Source organism: Tistlia sp. (genome assembly GCF_040905785.1).
Taxonomy (GTDB): Bacteria; Pseudomonadota; Alphaproteobacteria; order Kiloniellales; family DSM-21159; genus Tistlia.
The window spans coordinates 112399-130313 of sequence record NZ_JBBDQW010000038.1; the positions used below are offsets into that span (position 1 = coordinate 112399).

Genomic DNA, 17915 nt, shown 5'->3' on the forward strand with positions numbered 1-17915 from the left:
GCGGCGATCTCGGCCTCGCCTCGCTAGCGCAGCAGGAACTGCACCGGGATGACCAGCTCGAGCCTGGCTTCCGACATCTCGTCGGGCATCCGCGGCAGCGGGTCGGCGCGGCGGATCATCTCTTCGACCTCGCGATCGAGCAGGCCGTGGCCGGAGCTGCGCTGGATCCGGTACTCCAGGACGTGCCCCTGCCGGTCCATCACGAAGTGCAGCATCACCGTGCCTTCCTGCCGCCGGGATTGGGCGTGGCGCGGGTATTCCTTATGCTTCTCGAGCCAGGCCTGGAGCAGCGACAGGTAGTCGGCGCTGGCGCCCGGCAGACCGCCGCCGCTTTGCGACGGCGCGCTGCCGGCCTCGGGCGCGGCCTGGGTGCCGCTCTTGCCGCCGGCGCCGGCGACCGAATCCGCGGCAGGCGCAGGCGGTCCCGTGGGCGCCGCAGCGACCTGCTCGGCCGGCTCGGCCTCGGGTGCGGGCTGCGGCTCGGGACGTTTCGCCGGCTGCGGCGCCTCCGGCAGGTCGCGCGGCTTGGGCGGCGGCGGCGGCGCCACGGCGCTCGCGATCTCGAAAGGCTCGGCCTTGGCCTCCGTGGTCTCCGGTTCGACGGCTTCGGTCACCTCCGGCTCCGTGACCGGTTCGGCGGCCGGCTCGGCTTCGGCAACCTGGGCCTCGAGCGGCTCGGTCAGCGGCTCCGCCACCGGCACCTCGGCAGCCTCGGCGACCTCCGGCTCCGGCGGGCGCACGGCCTCGGGCTCGGGCGGGGTCACCTCCTGCGTCTCGGACTCGGCCGCCTCGATGGTCTCGGTCGGCACCTCCTCGGCGACCTCGCTCTCGCTGACCGGCTCGGCCTCCGTGGTCGCGTCGGACTCCTGGTCGACCGAGCCCGGCGCGCCGCCGGCCGGGCCGAGCGAGACCGAGACGCCGCCGAGTCCTGCGCTGGCGGCGCCGGACGGCGGCGCCTGCCACAGCCAGACGCCGGCGACCAGGGCGTGGATCGCCAGGGCAACGGCGAAGGCGGCGAGCCAGTGCCTGCGGCCGAGCTCCATCAGCGGCCTCCGGGCACGGTCAGGAGCTTCAGCCGCTCGACGCCGGCGTCGCGCAGCAGCTCCATGACGGCGACGACCTCGGTCGCCTCGGCGCCGCCGTCGGCCTTGAGACGGAGCGTCGTCCCGGGCTCGGCCTTCAGCCGGGCAGCCACGGCCCGGGCCAGCGCCGGCGGCTCGAGCAGAAGGCCGTCGAGCGCGAGGCGGCCGTCGGCACCGACCAGCACGACGGTCTCCTGCGCCGCGGCCGGCGCCTCCGCCGCCGAGCGCGGCGGCTCGACCCGGAAGGGATCGCTGGCCGACAGGCGTCCGGCCAGCATGAAGAATATCAGCAGCAGGAAGACGACGTTGATCAGCGGCAGGATGCGCTCGTCGTCGTTCCTCGGTCGCGGCGGGTCGAAGCGCATGGCTAGGGACTCCGGATCAGCGAAAGGTCGGTGACGCCGGCGCCTGCCAGGCGGTCGAGCACCTGCACCGTGTCCTGCAGAGCCACCCCCGGCGCCGGGCGCACTAGCACCTTCTGGTCGACGCGCTCGGCGAGCAGGCCGGCCATGCGCCGGCCCAGGCCGTCGAGCGAGACGATCTCCCCGGACAGCCGCAGGCCGTCCCGGCGGACCTCCACCAGCACGGCGCCCTCGACCGAGCTGCCCGCGCCGGTGCGCTGGGGCGCGTTCATGTCGATCGCGCGCCAGTCGAGGAAGCTGGATGCCAGCATGAAGAAGATCAGCAGGATGAAGACGACGTCGATCAGCGGCGTCAGGCTGATCCCCGCGCGTCGGCGGCGCCCGCTAGCGGCCAGCGACGAGCGCGGGCGTTCGGCTGTCGACAGCGCTATGGCTTCTCTCCCCTCCGGCGGTCTCGGCGCGCGGCGCGCGGCCTTCGGTCCCCTCTCGGGGACGGGCGAGCGAAAGGTCCTCGGTGAAGACCTGGGTCACGACGTCGTCCATCTCGTGGGCCAGGCGATCGACGCGGCGCTCCAGCCAGTTCAGCAGCACGATCACCGGCATGGCGACCGCCAGGCCGACGGCGGTGGTCAGCAGCGCTTCCCAGATGCCCCCCGACAGGATCGAGGGGTCGACCTGATTGCCGGCCTGCTCGAGCTGCTGGAAGGCCGAGATCATGCCGAGCACGGTGCCGAACAGACCGAGCAGGGGCGCCAGCGAGCCGATCACCTCGAGCGGGCGGAACCAGCCGCGCAGCGCCTCGAGCAGATCGCCGCCGTAGCGCACGACCTCCTCGCGCACCATGGCCTCGGGCAGCTCGCTGCGCGCGCGGCCGTTGATCGCCCGCACCAGCACCTTCGCGACCGGATTTCGGGAGGCCGCCGCCACGGCCAGGGCTTCGGCGGGCTGGCCGGCGCGGTAGAGCGCGAGCGCCCGGCGCGGCGTGCGCCGGTCGCCGAGGCGCGCCACCTGGAACTGCCAGAGCTTGACCAGCACGATCGCCAGGGCCACGACCGAGAGAAACAGCAGGATGGCGACGACGGGACCGCCGGCCTGCAGGATCTCCCAGGCCTGCTGCGCCGAGCCCTCGAGGCCGCCCGCCGGCCCGCCGGCGAGCCCGTCGGCTTCCAGCCCTGCGTCGCCCAGGCCCGCGCCCGGGGCGGTGTCCCCGACCGCACCCTGCGCGGTCACCGCCGCGCCCTCGGGTACCTCTGCGGCCGTCGTGCCCGTCCCTTCTTCCATCGCTCCCTCTGAACTCGGCCGGTATCGTGAGAATGCGAGTCTGTCGCATTCTCAACCGCTTCTTACCGCAAGCGTTCCCCTGCGCCAATCCCTTCCGGCGACTCCGCCGGCCGAAGGCAGCGATTCAGCCGCCGCGTGGCACGATGTGGTGGTCCCAGCGCAGCGCCTGCAGCGCCGGGGCCTCGAGCGGGCGGCAGGTTCCGGAGGCGGCTTCCAGGAGGAAGGCGCCCCCGGCGCCGCTGCTGGCCAGGAAGAGACCCGAGCCGCTCAGGGCCGCGACGCCGCAGCCGTCGGGGATCGTCGCGCTGCAGACCGGCGCCGCCGTCTCGATGTCCCAGACCTGGACCACGCCCCCGCGCGGCGAGGAGACCGCCAGATAGCGGCCGCCGGCGTCGAGCGCGGCGCTGCCGACGTAGTGGTCGAGCGCGCGCAGCGTCCGCTCGGGGCCCTGGAACAGGCGCGCCTCCGGCGCGTCGCCCCGGTGGGTCGCGACCAGCGGCACCAGGTCGCCGCGCGGGCCCTCGTACTGCAGGGCGAAGGCGACCAGGCCGTCGCGCCGGACCGCCAGGTGGCGGATCGAGGCCATGTGGAGCTCGCGCGGCAGCACGACCTTGCGCAGGAGTGTGCCGTCGCGCCGGTCGAGGTAGGCCAGCGAAGGCGCCATGGTCGGAATGTTGAGCTTGATCCGGCCCAGCTCCGGGTCGGTCTGGATGCCGCCGTTGGCGACGACCAGGGTCTGGCCGTCGGGCAGCAGGCACAGGTCGTGCGGGCCGAGGCCGTGGCTCGGCAGCTCGGCGACACGGCGGAAGCCGTCGCCCCGGTCGTAGACCCCGACGACGCCGCGCTCGCCCTCGAAGTCGTTCTCGCTGGCATAGAGAAGCCGGCCGCCGGCCGAGAAGGTGCCGTGGCCGTTGAAGCGGCGCCCCTCGGCGTTGGCGACGAGCCGCGCGCCGCTGCCGTCGCGCGCGTCGAAGACGAGGGCGTAGGTGCCGGGCCGGCGCGCGAACTGGACCGCAAGATCGCCGCCCGGCGCAACGGCCAGCGCGTGCCCGCGCTGCGGCAGCGCCACCCGGTAGGCGAGCTCGCCTTCGGCCGTGAAGCCGCCGGCGTAGAAGCGGCCCTCCCGGTCGGCGCAGGCGCTGAGGTAGAGCGGCGCGGGCGCCGCCGCGGCCGGACCGCCAGCCCGAAGCAGGCCGGCCGCGCCGAGCCCGGCGGCACCGGCGCCAAGCCTGAGCAGGCGGCGCCGGTTTAAAGGATTCTGTCCTGCCGACATGGCCTTCAGTCCCCGTCCATGGCGTTGAAGCCGACCGTCAGGCCGGTCGCGGCCGACAGCCGGCCGCGCAGGATCTGCCGCAGCGCGGTCAGCTGGGTCTGCAGCTTCTCGAGGGCCGGGCGGCGCGCGGCGTCGACCACCGCCTCCGCCAGCGGCCCCTCGATGCCGCGGGCGTTCTCGAGGGTCAGGCGGAAGGCCTTCCTGAGCAGGGGATCGAGTTCCGGATCGGCCCCGCTCGCGACGGCAAGCGCGCCCAGGCCCGGGGCGCTCCCGGCCCCGCCCTGTCCCACGCCCGCCCCCTGCCCCGCGCCCTCGCCCCCATAGAGCCCCTGCAGGGCCTCCAGGCCGAGCACGATGTTGCGCAGCGACCGGCCGGGCCGCGGCACCTCGACCATCTGCGGCCGGGCGGTCTCGGCCGAGGCCCCCAGGACCGGCTTCAGCCGCACGTCCGACAGCATCTCGAGGCCGGTGTAGAGGCTCTGGAAGAAGGCCAGGGAGGCCTCCTGCGCCGTCGCGAAGTAGGGATTGTCCGGCCCCGGCTCGGCGACGGTCCGGGCGAAGTCGATCTCGCCGCCCCGCCACTCGGCGAGGATCTCCTCGGCCATGGCCCTCATGTTGCCGGTGAGCCGGACCAGCAGCGCGCAGCGGTAGTCCGAAGGCAGAGTCTCCGAGCCCAGCCCGAACAGCAGGACCTCGGCCGCCGGCAAGCCCTGGATCGCCGTGCTCGCATTGCGGAAGCGCTCCGCCTCGAGCGCCGCCGGGTCGGCCGCGGCGAGCAGCGCCTCGATCGCCTGCCCGACCTTGCCGCGGCCCTGGGGCCAGAAATAGAGCCGGTAGGAGCGCATGAAGAGCTCGACCGGTCCGAACTGCAGGTGCTGCACGCCCATCCAGGCGTCGAGCGCGCCGTCGTGGGCGGTGCGCAGCGGCGCCAGCCGGGCGGGGGCCGGCGCGTCGCAATAGCCTTGTGCAGCCTCATCGAGGCCGCCTAGGGCGTCGGCCAGCGCCTGGTAGCGCGGCACGACGTGCCCCGCGACCAGGGCCTCGTTGACCCGCTGGTAGTCGCTCTCGCCGAGAGGCGCCGCCGCGGGGGCGGTCGGAACGGCCGGCAGGAGGGCCGCGACCAGCAGGCCAGCGCCGGCGAGGCGGCGTGCGTTCGAGCCGAGACTCACAGCGACCTCAGGAAGGCTAGCAGCGCCTCGCGCTCGGCCGCCGGCAGGGCGACGACCTTCTGGCGCGCGGCCTCGGCCTCGCCGCCGTGCCACAGGATCGCCTCCAACAGGCTGCGCGCCCTGCCGTCGTGCAGGTAGTGCGCGCGGCCGCTCACGGTCTCGGTCAGGCCGATGCCCCAAAGCGGCGGCGTGCGCCATTCGCGGCCGTCGGCCAGGCCTTCGGGCCGGTGGTCGGCAAGCCCCTCGCCCATGTCGTGCAGCAGCAGGTCGGTGTAGGGCCAGATCAGCTGGAAGGACTGCTCCGGGCCGAGTGAGTCCCGGCGGGTCACGAACTTCGGACGATGGCAGCCGATGCAGCCGGCCTCGTAGAAGACCCGCTTGCCCTCCAGGACCTGCGGGTCGTCGAGGTCGCGGCGCGCCGGGACGCCGAGGTTGCGGCTGTAGAAGTCGACTTTCTCGACCATCTCCGCGGTCGCCTCGAGCGTGTCGTCCGGTCCGCTGCCGCCGTGCGGCGCCTCCAGGCAGTCGGGCTGCAGGCCGGTGCAGTCGCCGGCCGGCTGCGGATAGAGCGGCGTCGAGATGCCGATGTCGCCGCGAAAGGCGCTGGCGGTCTGCTGCGCGACGCTCGGCTGGCCGGCCTTCCAGCCGAACCGGCCGAGCTCGACGCGCCCGGTCTCGTCGCTCCAGACCCGGTTGGCCCGGCCCGAGATGCCGTCGCCGTCGGCGTCCTGCGGATCGGCGTTGGCCAGGATGTCGGCCTTCGGGATTGCCTCGAGCAGGCCGACGCCGATCATCGGCGGCGCCAGGCGCGGCGAGGTCATCGTCTCGGGATGCAGGGGACCGTAGTTCAGGCCCTCGATCCGATAGGTCGGCTTCTGCAGCTCGACCTCGGTGCCGTCGGCCAGGGTCACCCGCAGCGGGGCGTACTCGATGACCATGCTCCCCTCGGCAGGGATGCCCTGGACCGAGAAGTTCTGCAGCTGCCCGCCGTAGGTCGGCTCGGGAATCGCCTTGACGCGCCGGGCGGCCAGCGCCTCGCGATCCCCGTCGTCCTGGGGCGGCACGGAGAGGCGCAGGAACAGCGACACCCCCTCCTCGCCGAGCGGCGGCGGATGGCCGCGGCCGTCCTTGAGGTGGCAGCTCTGGCAGGAGCGCGAGTTGAACAGGGGGCCCAGGCCGTCCGAGGAGGCCGTCGAGCTGGGCGAGGAGACCCAGAGCTTGCGGAAGATCGCGTTGCCGACCTTGAAGTCCAGCTCGCGCTCGAAGGAGATGTTGGCCGAGGCGTGGGAGAAGCTGTTGGTGTTGAGCGTCTTCAAGACCGTCGCCGCACCGGCCGGCCTCAGCTCGAAGGGCTCCGGCTTGGAGAAGTCTTCGGTCGGCCTCGTCACCGCCTCGACCCGCGCCTGCTCCGCCGGCGTGCGTCCGGCGGCCGGGTCCGACACCGCTTGGCCGACCGCCGCCACGCCCGAGAAAGAGGCGAGGCCGAGGCCGAGCACCGCCGCGAGGGCGTTGTGACGGGCAAGGGGGCGAGACGGCATCGAGGCTCCAAACGTGCTGAGAGAGACGGCGGGAACCCGTGCGCGGGCTCCCGCCGGACCGCCTACTGGAAGACCGCCTCGGGATCGTCGAGGCTGTCGGAGCCCTCGAAGGCGATCGGCTGCAGGCCGAGGGCGGCCACGGCCTTCTCGATCGCCGGCGTCTGCGCCGTCAGGCCGTCGATGACCTTCTGGACGACCGCGTTGCCCTCGGCGTTGTCGGCGCCGATCATCTGGTCGTAGGCCTCGCCGGCTTCGGCGCGCGCCTTCATCTCCGCCGCCGCGGCCTCGGTCGCCCGCAGCCGCGCGTAGAGCTCCTGGTTGACCTCGGGCGCCTGCGCGGCGAGCAGGTGCGAGACCGCCGGGCCGACGACCTTGCGGCCGTCGACGCGGGTGTAGCTGCCCGAGTAGACGTTGAGCATGCCGACAATGTCGAAGTAGTGGCTGAGATGGGTCGTGTCGGAGAAGCAGTCGTGCTCCTCCTCGGGGTCGTGCAGCATCAGGCCGAGCTTCATCCGCTCGCCGGCCAGCTCGCCGTAGGACAGGCTGCCGAGGCCGGTCAGGATCGCCGCGATGCCGGCGTCGGGATCGCCATCGAGCAGGCCGCTGCGGGCCGCGCCGCCCTCCGTCCACTGCGCGGCCATCCAGTCGAGGTCGTCGACCAGCAGGCCGGTCGCGGTCGCCAGGTAGTCGCCGCGGCGCTCGCAGTTGCCGTTGGTGCAGTCCTCGCCCTTGGCGTAGTCGGTCCAGGAGCGCTCGCCGGCGCCGGCCTCGGTGCCGTTGAGGTCCTGGCCCCAGAGCAGGAACTCGACGGCATGGTAGCCGGTCGCGACGTTGGCCTCGATGCCGCCCAGCTCCTGGAGGTTCTCCTCGAGCAGCGCGGCCGTGATCGTGCCGGCGTCGAGCGTCTCGCCGCCGATCGTCAGGGTCGGGTTGGCGATCACGTCGGCGGCGTAGCCCGGGTTCTCGGCCGACTCGCTGCCGTAGGAGGGATCGACGTAGTCGATCAGGCCCTCGTCGAGGGGCCAGGCGTTCACCTTGCCCTCCCAGTCGTCGACGATGGCGTTGCCGAAGCGGTAGACCTCGGTCTGCATGTAGGGAACGCGGGCCTCGATCCAGGCCGCCCGCGCCCTCGCCAGCGCCTGCGCCGAGGGCTGCTCGATCAGCGCCTCGACGGCCTGCTGCAGGTCCCGCGCGGTCTGCAGCGAGTCTTCATAGGCGGCCTGGGCGATGTCGGCATAGGTCTCCAGCACCGCGCGCTTGTCGGCCGCCTGGGCCGGTGCGGCCAGGATCGACAGCGACAGCGCCATGAGGCCGCCCGCCATGCCTGCCCTGCCCGCCCTCGGAATTGCCTGTCTCATCGCTCTGCTCCTTGTCCTGGCTGCGCCCGGCGCCCCTGCCGGGCCGTCGGGCGGAAAGTGCCAGGGATGTCGTGTGATTGCAACTCACTCGCATTCGCGTGACGGCATGGGCACGGCAGATCAGGCAATCTCTGCCATACAAGTGGTACGGCGAGCCGGGCAGGATGCTGAAAAGGCAGGCGTGCGGGCAGCAGCGCTACGTAGCCGACCCGGCCACGTTCAGCCTGCTGCTGGCAGGCGAAGAGATCCCGGCGAGGCTGAGCAACCGCGGTGTCGGTGACTTCTCACTTTCTCGCCGACGCCGCCCTTGTTTCGCGTCACCCGCGACGCGGGCGCCGCCTTGTCGCTGCCGCGGCGAGCGCGACACCGCCGAGAAGCATCAAAGTCAGCGCGTTCGGCTCTGGTACGGGCTGAACGCGAACCACTTCCCATGCGCCCTCGTAGGTGAAAAAATGAGACGGGAAGGCGTAACCGCGGATGTTTGCGACCTGCTGAATCCGGCCGCCGTCCACCCCCCACCAGAAGGCGATCCGGTCGAAGTAGGTGTAACCGACACCTTCGACATGAACGATTTCGCCGGTCACGAGGTCGAAGCGGATGAGTTCCTCGGTGCCGCTGGGTCCCGGCGTGACCAGACCAATGTCGGTTTCGAAGCTCGCGGCGAAGCCGCCGCCGGAATAGCTCAGAGCCTCTCCCGGCCAGGTGACCGCGTTGCCGACACGATTCTCGTTGAACCAATCGGGCGGCAGGTGAGCGTAGTTCAGTCCGATGGCTGCGTAGACTGGGTCGCCGATGTCCATGAAGGGCGCTTCGGAGACGTCCGGATGGACCGCCTCCTCGATGCCGGTGATCTGGCCGGTGAACCGCCAGAGGTAGCCGGTGTCAAAATCCATGACACCCGCGGAGGCGGCCGTCGGAACGCTTGCCACAATTGCCGTGAAGACTATGGCTCGAAGGAGGGACTTCATCGAGCGACTCCTCAATGAGGGGTGGCAGCTTGGCGCCGACGGGACAGGTAGCCTGCTCCCAGGATCCCTGCGATCAACAGCGACCACGATGTCGGTTCGGGGACGTCGAGGAACTTCACGGTCTTCCAGGTGCCGGTGAAATTGAAGCTATGGAAGGGAGCGCTGGAACCCTGATTCTCACCAGCCTTTTGGTAGATGGAGCTGTTCTCGTTCGTGATACTGATCTGCGTAAATTCTGGCTCGATGTAGGAAACATGGCTGACGAGGGAAATTTCGGTCGGCTGCCTCGTGAACAGGTCGAATTTGACGACATTCGACTCATGGTCCCCGGTTGGAAAATCGAAGATGTAGCTGTCTGGTCTCTCAGGATCGAACCCCGCCTTGGTCTCGAATGAGGCGCGCATGAACCCGCCGTTGTACAAAACTGTAGGCAGCCAATAGATGACTTCGTTCCCGTGCCGCATCCCTGCATAAAGCTCATGCTGTCCCATGTAGTTGACGCCGACGACGGCGTGGATGGCCTGCCCCACTTCCAAGAACGGCTCGTAGTAGACCTCGTGGTGGCTGGTTCCTTCGCCTGGCAACACCTCTGTCACATAGCCGGTGAACTCGAAGATGTAGTCAGCATCCGGATAGACGATCGTCGCCGAGGCGCTCGGCACAGCGAGAGCGCTTATCGTCATCACACAGGCGAGCAACCCTCTCATCGCTCTACTCCCAGCATGTTCGGAACCCTCGGTTGCCGGCCTCCGCGACCGCGCGGATCCCTCTTAGACGCTGCGCCGCCTGAGAGACCGCAAGAACCCAGCCGCGAGCACCCCTCCGAGCAGCAGCGACCAGGACGTCGGTTCGGGGACATCGAGGAACTTCACGGTCTCCCAGGTGCCGGTGAATCGAAACTGGTGATCAGGCGCTGACTCGAACTGATCCCGCTCCGCGTTCTGGCTGATGCGGCCACCGTATTCCGCGATCGAAAAGTCGCTGTAGAAATACGTGTCTGTATAGTCGGTCCAAGTCGAAAACTCCGCATGCACCAACTCGCGCGTAAAGAGGTCAAAGGCAAGACCCTGACTTTCGGCCGGACCCATCACGTAATCGAAGCTCCAGAAATCATCCCTTCCAGGGTCAAAATTCGGGCGCGGCACGACCAGCGCTTTGAAGTACCCATCAGACATTGGGAAGGCGTCAACCGGGTACCCCATCGTGTTGCCGTTTCTCAGATACTTGTAGACCGGGTAGTCTCCAATGTAGTTGACACCGACTGCGGCCTGCACAGGATCGCCGACCTGCAAGAACGGCCGGTAATAGATGTCGGGATTGCCAGGGTCCACGTACGGCGTCACCTCGGTCACGTGCCCCGTAAACACGAACACGTAGTCCCTGTCCGGATAAACTATCGTCGCCGAGGCAGTCCCTGCCGTCAGTCCCAGGGCAAGCACAAATGCCGCCAATGCCGTCCTCATGTCGTTCTTCCCCGCCTTGCATGATACCCAACCACGCAAGGTTCGCGCCAACGCGAACCGGTGCCACAGGTAGGCCGGAAATCGTGGCGGAATGGTCTGCGATACCTGACCGGCGAGATGAAAATCGATGGCTGGCGGGCGAATGCCCGCTCCATGCGGCAGGCGGCAACACAAGTAACCGAATATCACTTGCGGCCGTACATTCTCACCCGCCTCGAATCTATTTGAGTTGGTGAGCAACATTGCTATGTCTTGCCAAATGATTACTGCCAATACAGAAACGTTCTAACTTTTCACTTGAATGGCCGACCGTTCCCTGATACCCCAGCCGTGGGCCACCATGGGGGAGAGCGGTCCAATCCGTCAGAGATGACCCGATCCTCAGCCATTCGTTTGCGGCAGGCCTCATGCGCATCCTGATCTGTGCGAAGAACGACCTGCCCGCCCTGGTCGCCGTGAACCAGCTGGCGGAAGCTTTGCAGGGGCACGAGGTCACGCTGTGGCTGTCGGACGTCACGCGCCCGCTGGAGCGCGAGCGCGCCGACCTGGACCTGCTGCGCTTCTTCGAGCGTGAGCTGCCGCTGGACTGGCTGCTGCCCCTGCAGGCCGCGGCGCGCGCCGGCGAGGCGGCGAGGACGCCCGACTGCTGGCAGAACTTCGCCGGGCTCGGCCGCCGTCTCGGCGCGCCGGTGCGCATCGTCCCGAGGCTGCGCCAGGTCGAGGCGGACTACCGCGCGCTGGCGCCCGACCTGGTCCTCTCGATCCGCTTCTCCCACATCTTCCCGCCGGACTTCCTCGCCGTGCCGCGCTTCGGCATCCTCAACGTCCACCCGGGCTACCTGCCGGAGTACGCCGGCCTGTTCGCGCCCTTCCACCAGCTCTCGGCCGGGCGGACGCGGATCGGCTGCACCGTGCACTTCGTCGACGCCGGCATCGACACCGGGCCGATCCTCGAGACGACCTCCCTGGCCGCCGACCCGCAGCGCAGCCTCCAGTGGCACGTGGTCAACGTCTACCCGACGGCGATCCCGGTGCTTCGGCGGGCGATCGCCACCCTGGCCGCGGGCGGCGCCCTGGAGGCGACGCCCCAGGACCAGAGCCGGCGCACCTACTGGCACCTGCCCGACAGCGAGGAGATCGCCGCCTTCCAGACCCGCTTCCGGCTGATCGCGCCCGACGACTTCGCGGAGATCCTCGCCAGCTTCGGCGTCGGACTGCGGGCCGCGCGCGCCGCCGCCCTGACCACCGCCCTGGCCCGGACCGCGTCGACGCCGGTCCAAGCCGCGGCGACCTGAAGCCGAGGCGGGGGGGCCGGGCGATGCCGCTGCCGCTGCGTCTCGCGGTGCTGATCGCCCTGGTGCTGCTCACCGCCGTGCTGATCACGGCGCGGCTCAACTACGCCAAGTTCGTCCAGGTCACCGAGAACCTCGACAACAGCCGCTACGCCTTCCTGGCCCAGGACCTCAAGGCGACGCTCGAGGCCAGCCTCGACCTCGGTCTCTCGCTCGAGCAGATCCAGAACGCCCAGGAGGTCGTCGAGCGCCAGCGCGCCCGCTATCCCGAGATCCTGGCCATCGCCGTCTTCGACGACCGGGGCCGCGTGCTCTACAACAGCGGCCGCGCCCGCCCCGACCTGCTGGAGCGGCTCGCGCTCGAATCGACCGTCGCGGGCGTCGTCGAGGGCGACCGCATCGCCGCGACCAGCCTGGTCAATCCCTTCGGCGCCGCGGTCGGCGGCGTCGAGATCCGGGTCTCCGCGCGCAACGCCGAGCAACGAAACGACACCATGCTGGCCTCGCTCGGCAGCGCCGTCCTGAGCGCCGCGGCGATCGGCACCGCCGCCATCGGCCTGATCGCGGTCGTCCTGCTCCACGGCGTCCGGCGGCGCCTGCAGCTTCAGGCCAGGATCATCGCCTCGATCGGCGGCGCCGAGGCGCCCGCCGGCGTCCCCGCCCCCGGGCGCTTCCACGAGACGGCGAACCGCGCACTGGCCGAGCTGCACGACGTCGAGCGGCTGGTCGAGACGACCCGCCGCGGTAGCTAGCCTCATGTCCCAGGCGCCCGAGACCGACCCGACGAAGCCCGGCAGCCAGGAAGCCGGCGAGGCCGCGCTGATCGACGACCGGACCTGGCGGCGCGTCATCAACGGCCTGCTGGTGACCGCCGTGGCCGTGCTGCTGGCCTCGGCCCTCTGGGTCTCGCAGCAGGCCTGGCAGACCCTCGACCAGGTGCTGGTGCCAGAGTTCGACCGCGACGCCGAGCTGGTCGCGCGCACCGTCGCCTCGGAGATCGAGCGGGCCGAGGCGCTCGGCATCCCCTTCGAGGAGATGCGCGGCGTCGAAGCCTTCCTGGCCGACTACCTGCAGCGCCATTCGGCGATCGTCTACATCGCGGTTACCGGTCCCGACGGCGCGGTCGCCTACGCCGCCGGCGCGCACCTGGAGGAACTGCAGGCCGCCGCCGCCGGGGGCGCCCTGGCGCCGCTCGAGGCGGCCTCCGACGTCGGCAACCTCGAGCGCGTGCGCAACGCCAGCTTTCCCCTGCAGCACGAGGGGCGCACCTTCGCGCGCCTGCAGGTCGGCATGGACCGCGCCTACGCCGAGCGCCAGATCGCCGACATCCGCTGGGACGTGCTGATCGTCCTGATCGTCTCGCTGCTGATCACCTTCGAGCTGCTGGTCTTCGTCGTCGACCGCAACATCCTGACGCCGCTGCGCCTGATCGACCGCACGGTGCGCGAGGCCGCGGCCGGCGACTGGACGGTGCGGCCGCGCAGCCGCGGGCGCCGCGACGAGATCGGCCACCTGATGGGCGAGCTCGACGGGCTCAGCCGGCGGATCGGCCAGGCCTACGGGCGCATCGACCAGGGCATCTCCGGCCTGCGCCGGATTCCCGAGCAGCTCGCGGTCCGACTGGAGAGGCTGCGCCGCTCGGTGCGCCTGGGCTTCGCCGACGAGACCGCCGGCACGATCCCGAGCCGGGTCGACGCGCGCCTGCCGCTGTTCATCTTCGTCTTCGCCGAGGAGCTCTCGCGCTCCTTCCTGCCGCTCTACGCCGAGACGCTCTACCTGCCGGTCGGCGCGCTGCTGCCCTTCCTCGGCGCCGAGCCGCTGCCCCGGGACGTGGTGATCGGCCTGCCGATCGTCGTCTTCATGGCCTTCGTCGCCCTGGCGACACCCTTCGGCGGCACCTGGGTCGCGCGCTTCGGCGCCCGCCGCGTGTTTCTGGCGGGGGCGGTGCCGGCGGCGATCGGCTATGCCGGCACCGCGGCGGCGCTGAGCGTCTACGACCTGCTGGTCTGGCGCTGCCTGGCCGCCGTCGGCTACGCGGTCGTGACCATCGCCGCGCAGGGCTACCTGGCGGCGACCGCCGAGCCAGGCCAGCGAGCCCGGGCCATGGCCGTCTTCGTCGCGGCGGTCACGACGGCGGTGATCTGCGGCTCCGCGATCGGCGCCGTGCTGGCCGACCGCCTGGGCTACCGCGCGACCTTCGTCGTCTCGACCGCGCTGGTGGTGATCGCGGCCCTGGTCGCGGCCAGCTACATGCACGAGCCGCGGCGCGACACGGCGCCGGTCAAGGCGCGCCTGCGCGAGGTCGTGCGCGCGCTCGCCAACCCGCGCTTCGCCGGCCTGATCCTGCTCGCCGCGATCCCGGCGAAGATCGCGCTGACCGGCTTCCTGTTCTACCTGACCCCGCTGTTCCTGGACTCGCTCGATGTCAGCCAGCCGGCGATCGGCCGCACCATCATGCTCTACGGCGTGTTCATGCTGATCGGCACCCAGATCGGCGCCTGGCTCGGCGACCGCGGCGGCCGCTACGCGAGCCTGGTCGCGCTCGGCGGCCTGCTGACGGGGATCGCGCTCATTGCCGTGACCACGGTCGACCCGCGCGACGGCATGGCGGTCGCCGTCGGCGTCTTCGGTCTCGCCCAGGGCATCGCCTCGGCGCCGATGCTGGCCCTGTTGCCGGTGCTCTGCCCGGCCGAGGCGCGGCTCTACGGCGAAACCAGCCTGGTCAGCCTGCTGCGCCTGTCCGAGCGCGTCGGCAGCGTGATCGGGCCGCTGCTGGCCGCGACAATGATCGCGACCACCGGCTATAATGCGACCATTGCGGTGATCGGGGGACTGTCGGTGGTGACGGCGATGCTGTTCTATCCTTTGGCCATGCGGATCGGCCCCGCGGGCCGCCAGGCGAGCGGGGACACCACGGCATGACCGGGACCGGCGACCTCAGACTCTTCCGGCCGACGCGCCGCTCTCTGCTCGCCGGGCTCGCCGCCGGGGCGCTGCTGCCCGCCGCCGGGATCGGCCGGGCGCGCGCGGCCGAGCCGCCCTACCGGATCTTCATGATCACCTGGCGCGGCTGGGAGGATGCCAGCCAGGGCTTCAAGGACTACCTCGACCGCCGCGGCCTGCGCACCGAGCTGATCGTGCGCGACGCCGGCACCAGCCGCGACAAGGTCGCCGAGATCGTCCAGGAGGCGATCGAGACCCGGCCGGACCTGGTCTACACCTGGGGCACGACCACCGCGCTGACCGCCTTCGGCACGGTCGGGGCCCCCGACCCCGCGACCCAGATCACCGACATCCCCTCGGTCTTCACGATCGTCAGCGACCCCGTCGGCTCCGGCATCGTCGAGGCCTTCGACGCGCCGCGCGCCAACCTGACCGGGACGCTCTACATCGCGCCGGTCGAGACCCAGCTGCGCACGATCCACGCCTACGGCGCCTTCGAGACCCTGGGCGCGGTCTACAACCCGCAGGAATCGAACGCGCGCCTGACCATCGATCAGGTCCAGGCGCTCGCGGAGCGCGACGGCTTCAGCCTGATCGCCGAGCCGGTCGGGCTCGACGCCGAGGGCAAGCCCGACCCCGCCTCGATCCCGGACAAGGTCCGCGCGGTCAAGGACCAGGGCGCGGAATGGCTCTACATCCCGCCCGACAGCTTCCTCAACGTCAACCGCGACCTCCTGACCGACAGCGCGGCCGCGATCGGCCTGCCGAGCTTCGCCGGCGCCGAGAACTTCATCCGCGACTCCCACGGCCTGCTCGGACTGGTCAGCCGCTACTACAACGTCGGCCAGTTCACCGGCTACCTCGCCGAACAGATCCTGGTCGACGGCAGGAGCCCCTCGGAGATCCCGATCGAGAGCCTCGACCGCTTCTCCCTGCTGATCAACATGCAGACCGCGCACCGGCTCGGCTTCTATCCGCCGATGTCGATGCTGACGATCGCGGAATTCATCGAGGCGTGACTTCCGCCGACCCGCTCCGGCCCGTCGCACCGACCGGCTCGCCCGCGGCGCCGGCCGCCGCCTCGGCGCCGCGCGCCGGCGGCCTCGGCCTGCGCGGCCTGGCGCTGGCCGTCACGGTCGCCAGCCTCGCGCTCGGCGCGGCGGCGATGGCGCTGGCCTCCCATGCCGCCTTCGAGCGCGCCCTGCTCACGACGGTCGACTCGCGCCTCTCGGAAGTCGCCACCGAGGTCGCCCGCCATGTCGAGAACGGGCTGCAGGCGGGCGTAGCACTGGAGCAGCAGCGCCGCCTGCTCGCGGTCATGGCCGACGAGCGCAGCCAGGTCCCCGATCTCTCCGCCATCCGCGTCCTCGACGACCGCGGCCGCATCCTCTTCTCGACCAACGAAGCCGAGATCGGGGAGAAGGCCGGGACGGCGGTGCCCGGTGCCGGGGGGCTGCCCGGGGCGCCGCCCTGGCGGCAGGTCGGCGCGGTGGCGATCACCTACGGGCTGCCGATGACCGGCCTGTTCGGCGAGTCGCTCGGCACCGTGACCGTGGCCCTGCCGACGGCCGCCGTGGCCGATCAGCGCGAGCGCTTCGCACTGGCCCTTGCGCTCGGCGCGGTGGCGATCACGCTCGCCGGCGGCCTGCTAGCAGCCCTGCTGCTGGTGCTGCTGCCGCTGCCGGCGACGGCGCGCCTGCAGCGCCTGCGCCAGCGTCTCGACGCCCTGGACCTGGCGACCGGCGAGGCCCGCCCCGAGCTGCCGGCGGTCTCGCCGAAAGAGCGCGGGCCGGCCCTCGCCGGTGCGCTGCGCCGGTTCGAGGCCTGGCTCGGCCCCCGTCTCGCCGACCTGGGCGAGCGCGAGGCCGAGGTCCGCCGCCTCGACGAGACGGCGTGAGCGCCGATGCCGGAGCCCAGGGCGTGACCCGCGCGAAGATGTCCCGGAGCCTGCCGGTCGGCCTGCTGCTGCTCGGCCTGCTTGCGGTCGGCTCCGCGCTGCTCGGCGGCGCCGCCACCGTGCTGGTCGCGCTCGAGCGCGCCGAAGCGCAGTTCGACAGCGTGCTCGACGAGAAGGCGCTGAGCCGCGCCCTGCGCGTCCAGCGCGACCTGCAGCTGGCCCTGGAGCTCGGCATCCCGCTCGCCGAGATCCGCGGCATGTGGGAGTACACCGCCGAGATCCCGCGGGACGACCCGGACATCCGTTTCGTCGCCGTCACCGGACCCGCGCTGGAGCGGCTCCACTACGGTGGCATCGGCCGCGAACGCCTGGACCCGCTGCTCGCCGACCCCCAGATCCGCACCGCCGCCGACACCTCCCTCGGCCGCGCGGTGGCGCCGGCCGACGCCGTCACCGTCGGCGGCTTCTCGGTCGTGACCGTGCCGCTCGAGAACGGCACTCCGGCGGGCTTCGTCCATGTCGGCGTGCAGCACAAGCAGCTGCGCGAGCGGCTCTACGCCCAGGCCGGTCGGACCCTGCCGTTGACCGCGCTGGTGCTGCTGCTGGTGCTCGAGCTCGCGGGCTTCGCCTATGCCGCCGGCTACCGGGAGCCGCTGGAGCGCCTGCGCGCCCTGCTCGAGTCGGCGACGCGCTCCGAGGGCGGGCAGTTCGAGCTGTCGGGCCGCCATGCCGGCGGCGAGCTGGGTGCCGCCATGTTCCGCTTCAACGCGCTGATGCACCGCCTGGCGCTGCGGGCGGGCCGTTTCCTGGGCCATGCCGACGAGGTCCGTCGCGCGGTCTTCGAGCCGGCGGTCGCGGCCCAGGTCGCCGCCCTGGCCGAGCGCTGCGAGCTGGGCGCCGACCCCGGCACCGGGCCGCGCCTGCTGCGCCGCAGCGACCCCCGGCCGTCGGACCTGCGCCCCGCCCTGGTCCTGGGACTGGCCGCGGCGGTGGGTGTCTCGGCCTCGGCCGGCCTGGCGGAAGCGGTCTGGCTCGGTGCCGCCGGCCTGGGCGGCATCCTCGTCGCCCTGCTGCTGCTGCCCGTTGGGCTGGCCCTGTCGACCGCGCCGCTGCTGGTCGCACTCGCCGGCGTGGCTGCACTCGGGCTGCCCGACCTGCCGCCTGACCTGCCGCCGGCCCTGCCGCTGGCGGCGGCCGGCGGCCTGCTCGCCGGCCTGGCGGCCCGCTACGCCCAGCAGCAGGAGCTGAGGCTTACCCCCCCCTGGTTGGCGCTGCGCCTGGCGACCGGG

Annotated in this window: 17 protein-coding genes; 6 read left to right on the forward strand and 11 right to left on the reverse strand. The window is 71.5% G+C overall.

The window, feature by feature from the left end; translation table 11 throughout:
• Positions 1–23: 23 nt before the first annotated feature.
• The 11 genes from WD341_RS09805 to WD341_RS09855 all read right to left on the reverse strand — a co-directional run bounded on the left by WD341_RS09805 (position 24) and on the right by WD341_RS09855 (position 10737).
• On the reverse strand, positions 24–1043 hold the full coding sequence (locus WD341_RS09805) for a TonB family protein (protein WP_368425266.1): 1020 nt from the start codon (positions 1041–1043) through the stop codon (positions 24–26).
• Entirely contained in the window at positions 1043–1447 is a 405-nt protein-coding gene (locus WD341_RS09810) for an ExbD/TolR family protein (RefSeq protein ID WP_368425267.1), read from the reverse strand. Before WD341_RS09810 ends, WD341_RS09805 begins: the two co-directional genes overlap by 1 nt.
• Positions 1448–1449: 2 nt before the next feature.
• Positions 1450–1875 carry an ExbD/TolR family protein gene (locus tag WD341_RS09815; protein ID WP_368425284.1) on the reverse strand — a complete coding sequence of 142 codons (426 nt, stop codon included), beginning with the start codon at positions 1873–1875 and terminating at the stop codon, positions 1450–1452.
• Positions 1829–2725 carry a MotA/TolQ/ExbB proton channel family protein gene (locus WD341_RS09820; protein WP_368425268.1) on the reverse strand — a complete coding sequence of 299 codons (897 nt, stop codon included), beginning with the start codon at positions 2723–2725 and terminating at the stop codon, positions 1829–1831. Before WD341_RS09820 ends, WD341_RS09815 begins: the two co-directional genes overlap by 47 nt.
• A 124-nt stretch (positions 2726–2849) precedes the next feature.
• Entirely contained in the window at positions 2850–3998 is a 1149-nt protein-coding gene (locus tag WD341_RS09825; RefSeq protein ID WP_368425269.1) for a DUF1513 domain-containing protein, read from the reverse strand.
• A gap of 5 nt (positions 3999–4003) precedes the next feature.
• Positions 4004–5167: an imelysin family protein gene (locus WD341_RS09830; protein WP_368425270.1), complete on the reverse strand. Its 1164-nt coding sequence runs from the start codon at positions 5165–5167 to the stop codon at positions 4004–4006.
• Positions 5164–6705 carry a di-heme oxidoredictase family protein gene (locus WD341_RS09835; RefSeq protein ID WP_368425271.1) on the reverse strand — a complete coding sequence of 514 codons (1542 nt, stop codon included), beginning with the start codon at positions 6703–6705 and terminating at the stop codon, positions 5164–5166. The genes WD341_RS09830 and WD341_RS09835 overlap by 4 nt, the downstream gene beginning before the upstream one ends.
• A 62-nt stretch (positions 6706–6767) precedes the next feature.
• Positions 6768–8027, reverse strand: a complete 1260-nt coding sequence (locus tag WD341_RS09840; RefSeq protein ID WP_368425272.1) for an imelysin family protein — start codon at positions 8025–8027, stop codon at positions 6768–6770.
• A 353-nt stretch (positions 8028–8380) separates the two neighbouring features.
• The gene (locus WD341_RS09845; RefSeq protein ID WP_368425273.1) at positions 8381–9031 is read right to left on the reverse strand and encodes a PEP-CTERM sorting domain-containing protein; all 651 of its coding nucleotides are present in this window, start codon (positions 9029–9031) and stop codon (positions 8381–8383) included.
• An 11-nt stretch (positions 9032–9042) separates the two neighbouring features.
• Entirely contained in the window at positions 9043–9738 is a 696-nt protein-coding gene (locus WD341_RS09850) for a PEP-CTERM sorting domain-containing protein (protein WP_368425274.1), read from the reverse strand.
• Positions 9739–9801: 63 nt separating this feature from the next.
• On the reverse strand, positions 9802–10737 hold the full coding sequence (locus tag WD341_RS09855; RefSeq protein ID WP_368425275.1) for a PEP-CTERM sorting domain-containing protein: 936 nt from the start codon (positions 10735–10737) through the stop codon (positions 9802–9804).
• A 164-nt stretch (positions 10738–10901) separates the two neighbouring features.
• Here WD341_RS09855 and WD341_RS09860 point away from each other — a divergent pair, with 164 nt between their 5' ends.
• From WD341_RS09860 to WD341_RS09885, 6 genes are all read left to right on the forward strand, one after another.
• Positions 10902–11789 carry a formyltransferase family protein gene (locus WD341_RS09860; protein WP_368425276.1) on the forward strand — a complete coding sequence of 296 codons (888 nt, stop codon included), beginning with the start codon at positions 10902–10904 and terminating at the stop codon, positions 11787–11789.
• Positions 11790–11812: 23 nt separating this feature from the next.
• A complete protein-coding gene (locus WD341_RS09865; protein WP_368425277.1) occupies positions 11813–12538 on the forward strand; it encodes a hypothetical protein in 726 nt (241 codons plus the stop codon).
• A gap of 4 nt (positions 12539–12542) precedes the next feature.
• Positions 12543–14708, forward strand: a complete 2166-nt coding sequence (locus WD341_RS09870; protein ID WP_368425278.1) for an MFS transporter — start codon at positions 12543–12545, stop codon at positions 14706–14708.
• Entirely contained in the window at positions 14705–15748 is a 1044-nt protein-coding gene (locus WD341_RS09875; RefSeq protein ID WP_368425279.1) for an ABC transporter substrate-binding protein, read from the forward strand. The genes WD341_RS09870 and WD341_RS09875 overlap by 4 nt, the downstream gene beginning before the upstream one ends.
• Positions 15745–16626: a hypothetical protein gene (locus WD341_RS09880; RefSeq protein ID WP_368425280.1), complete on the forward strand. Its 882-nt coding sequence runs from the start codon at positions 15745–15747 to the stop codon at positions 16624–16626. The genes WD341_RS09875 and WD341_RS09880 overlap by 4 nt, the downstream gene beginning before the upstream one ends.
• On the forward strand, positions 16623–17915 hold a 1293-nt coding region (locus tag WD341_RS09885; protein ID WP_368425281.1), incomplete at its 3' end, for a hypothetical protein. The genes WD341_RS09880 and WD341_RS09885, both read left to right, overlap by 4 nt.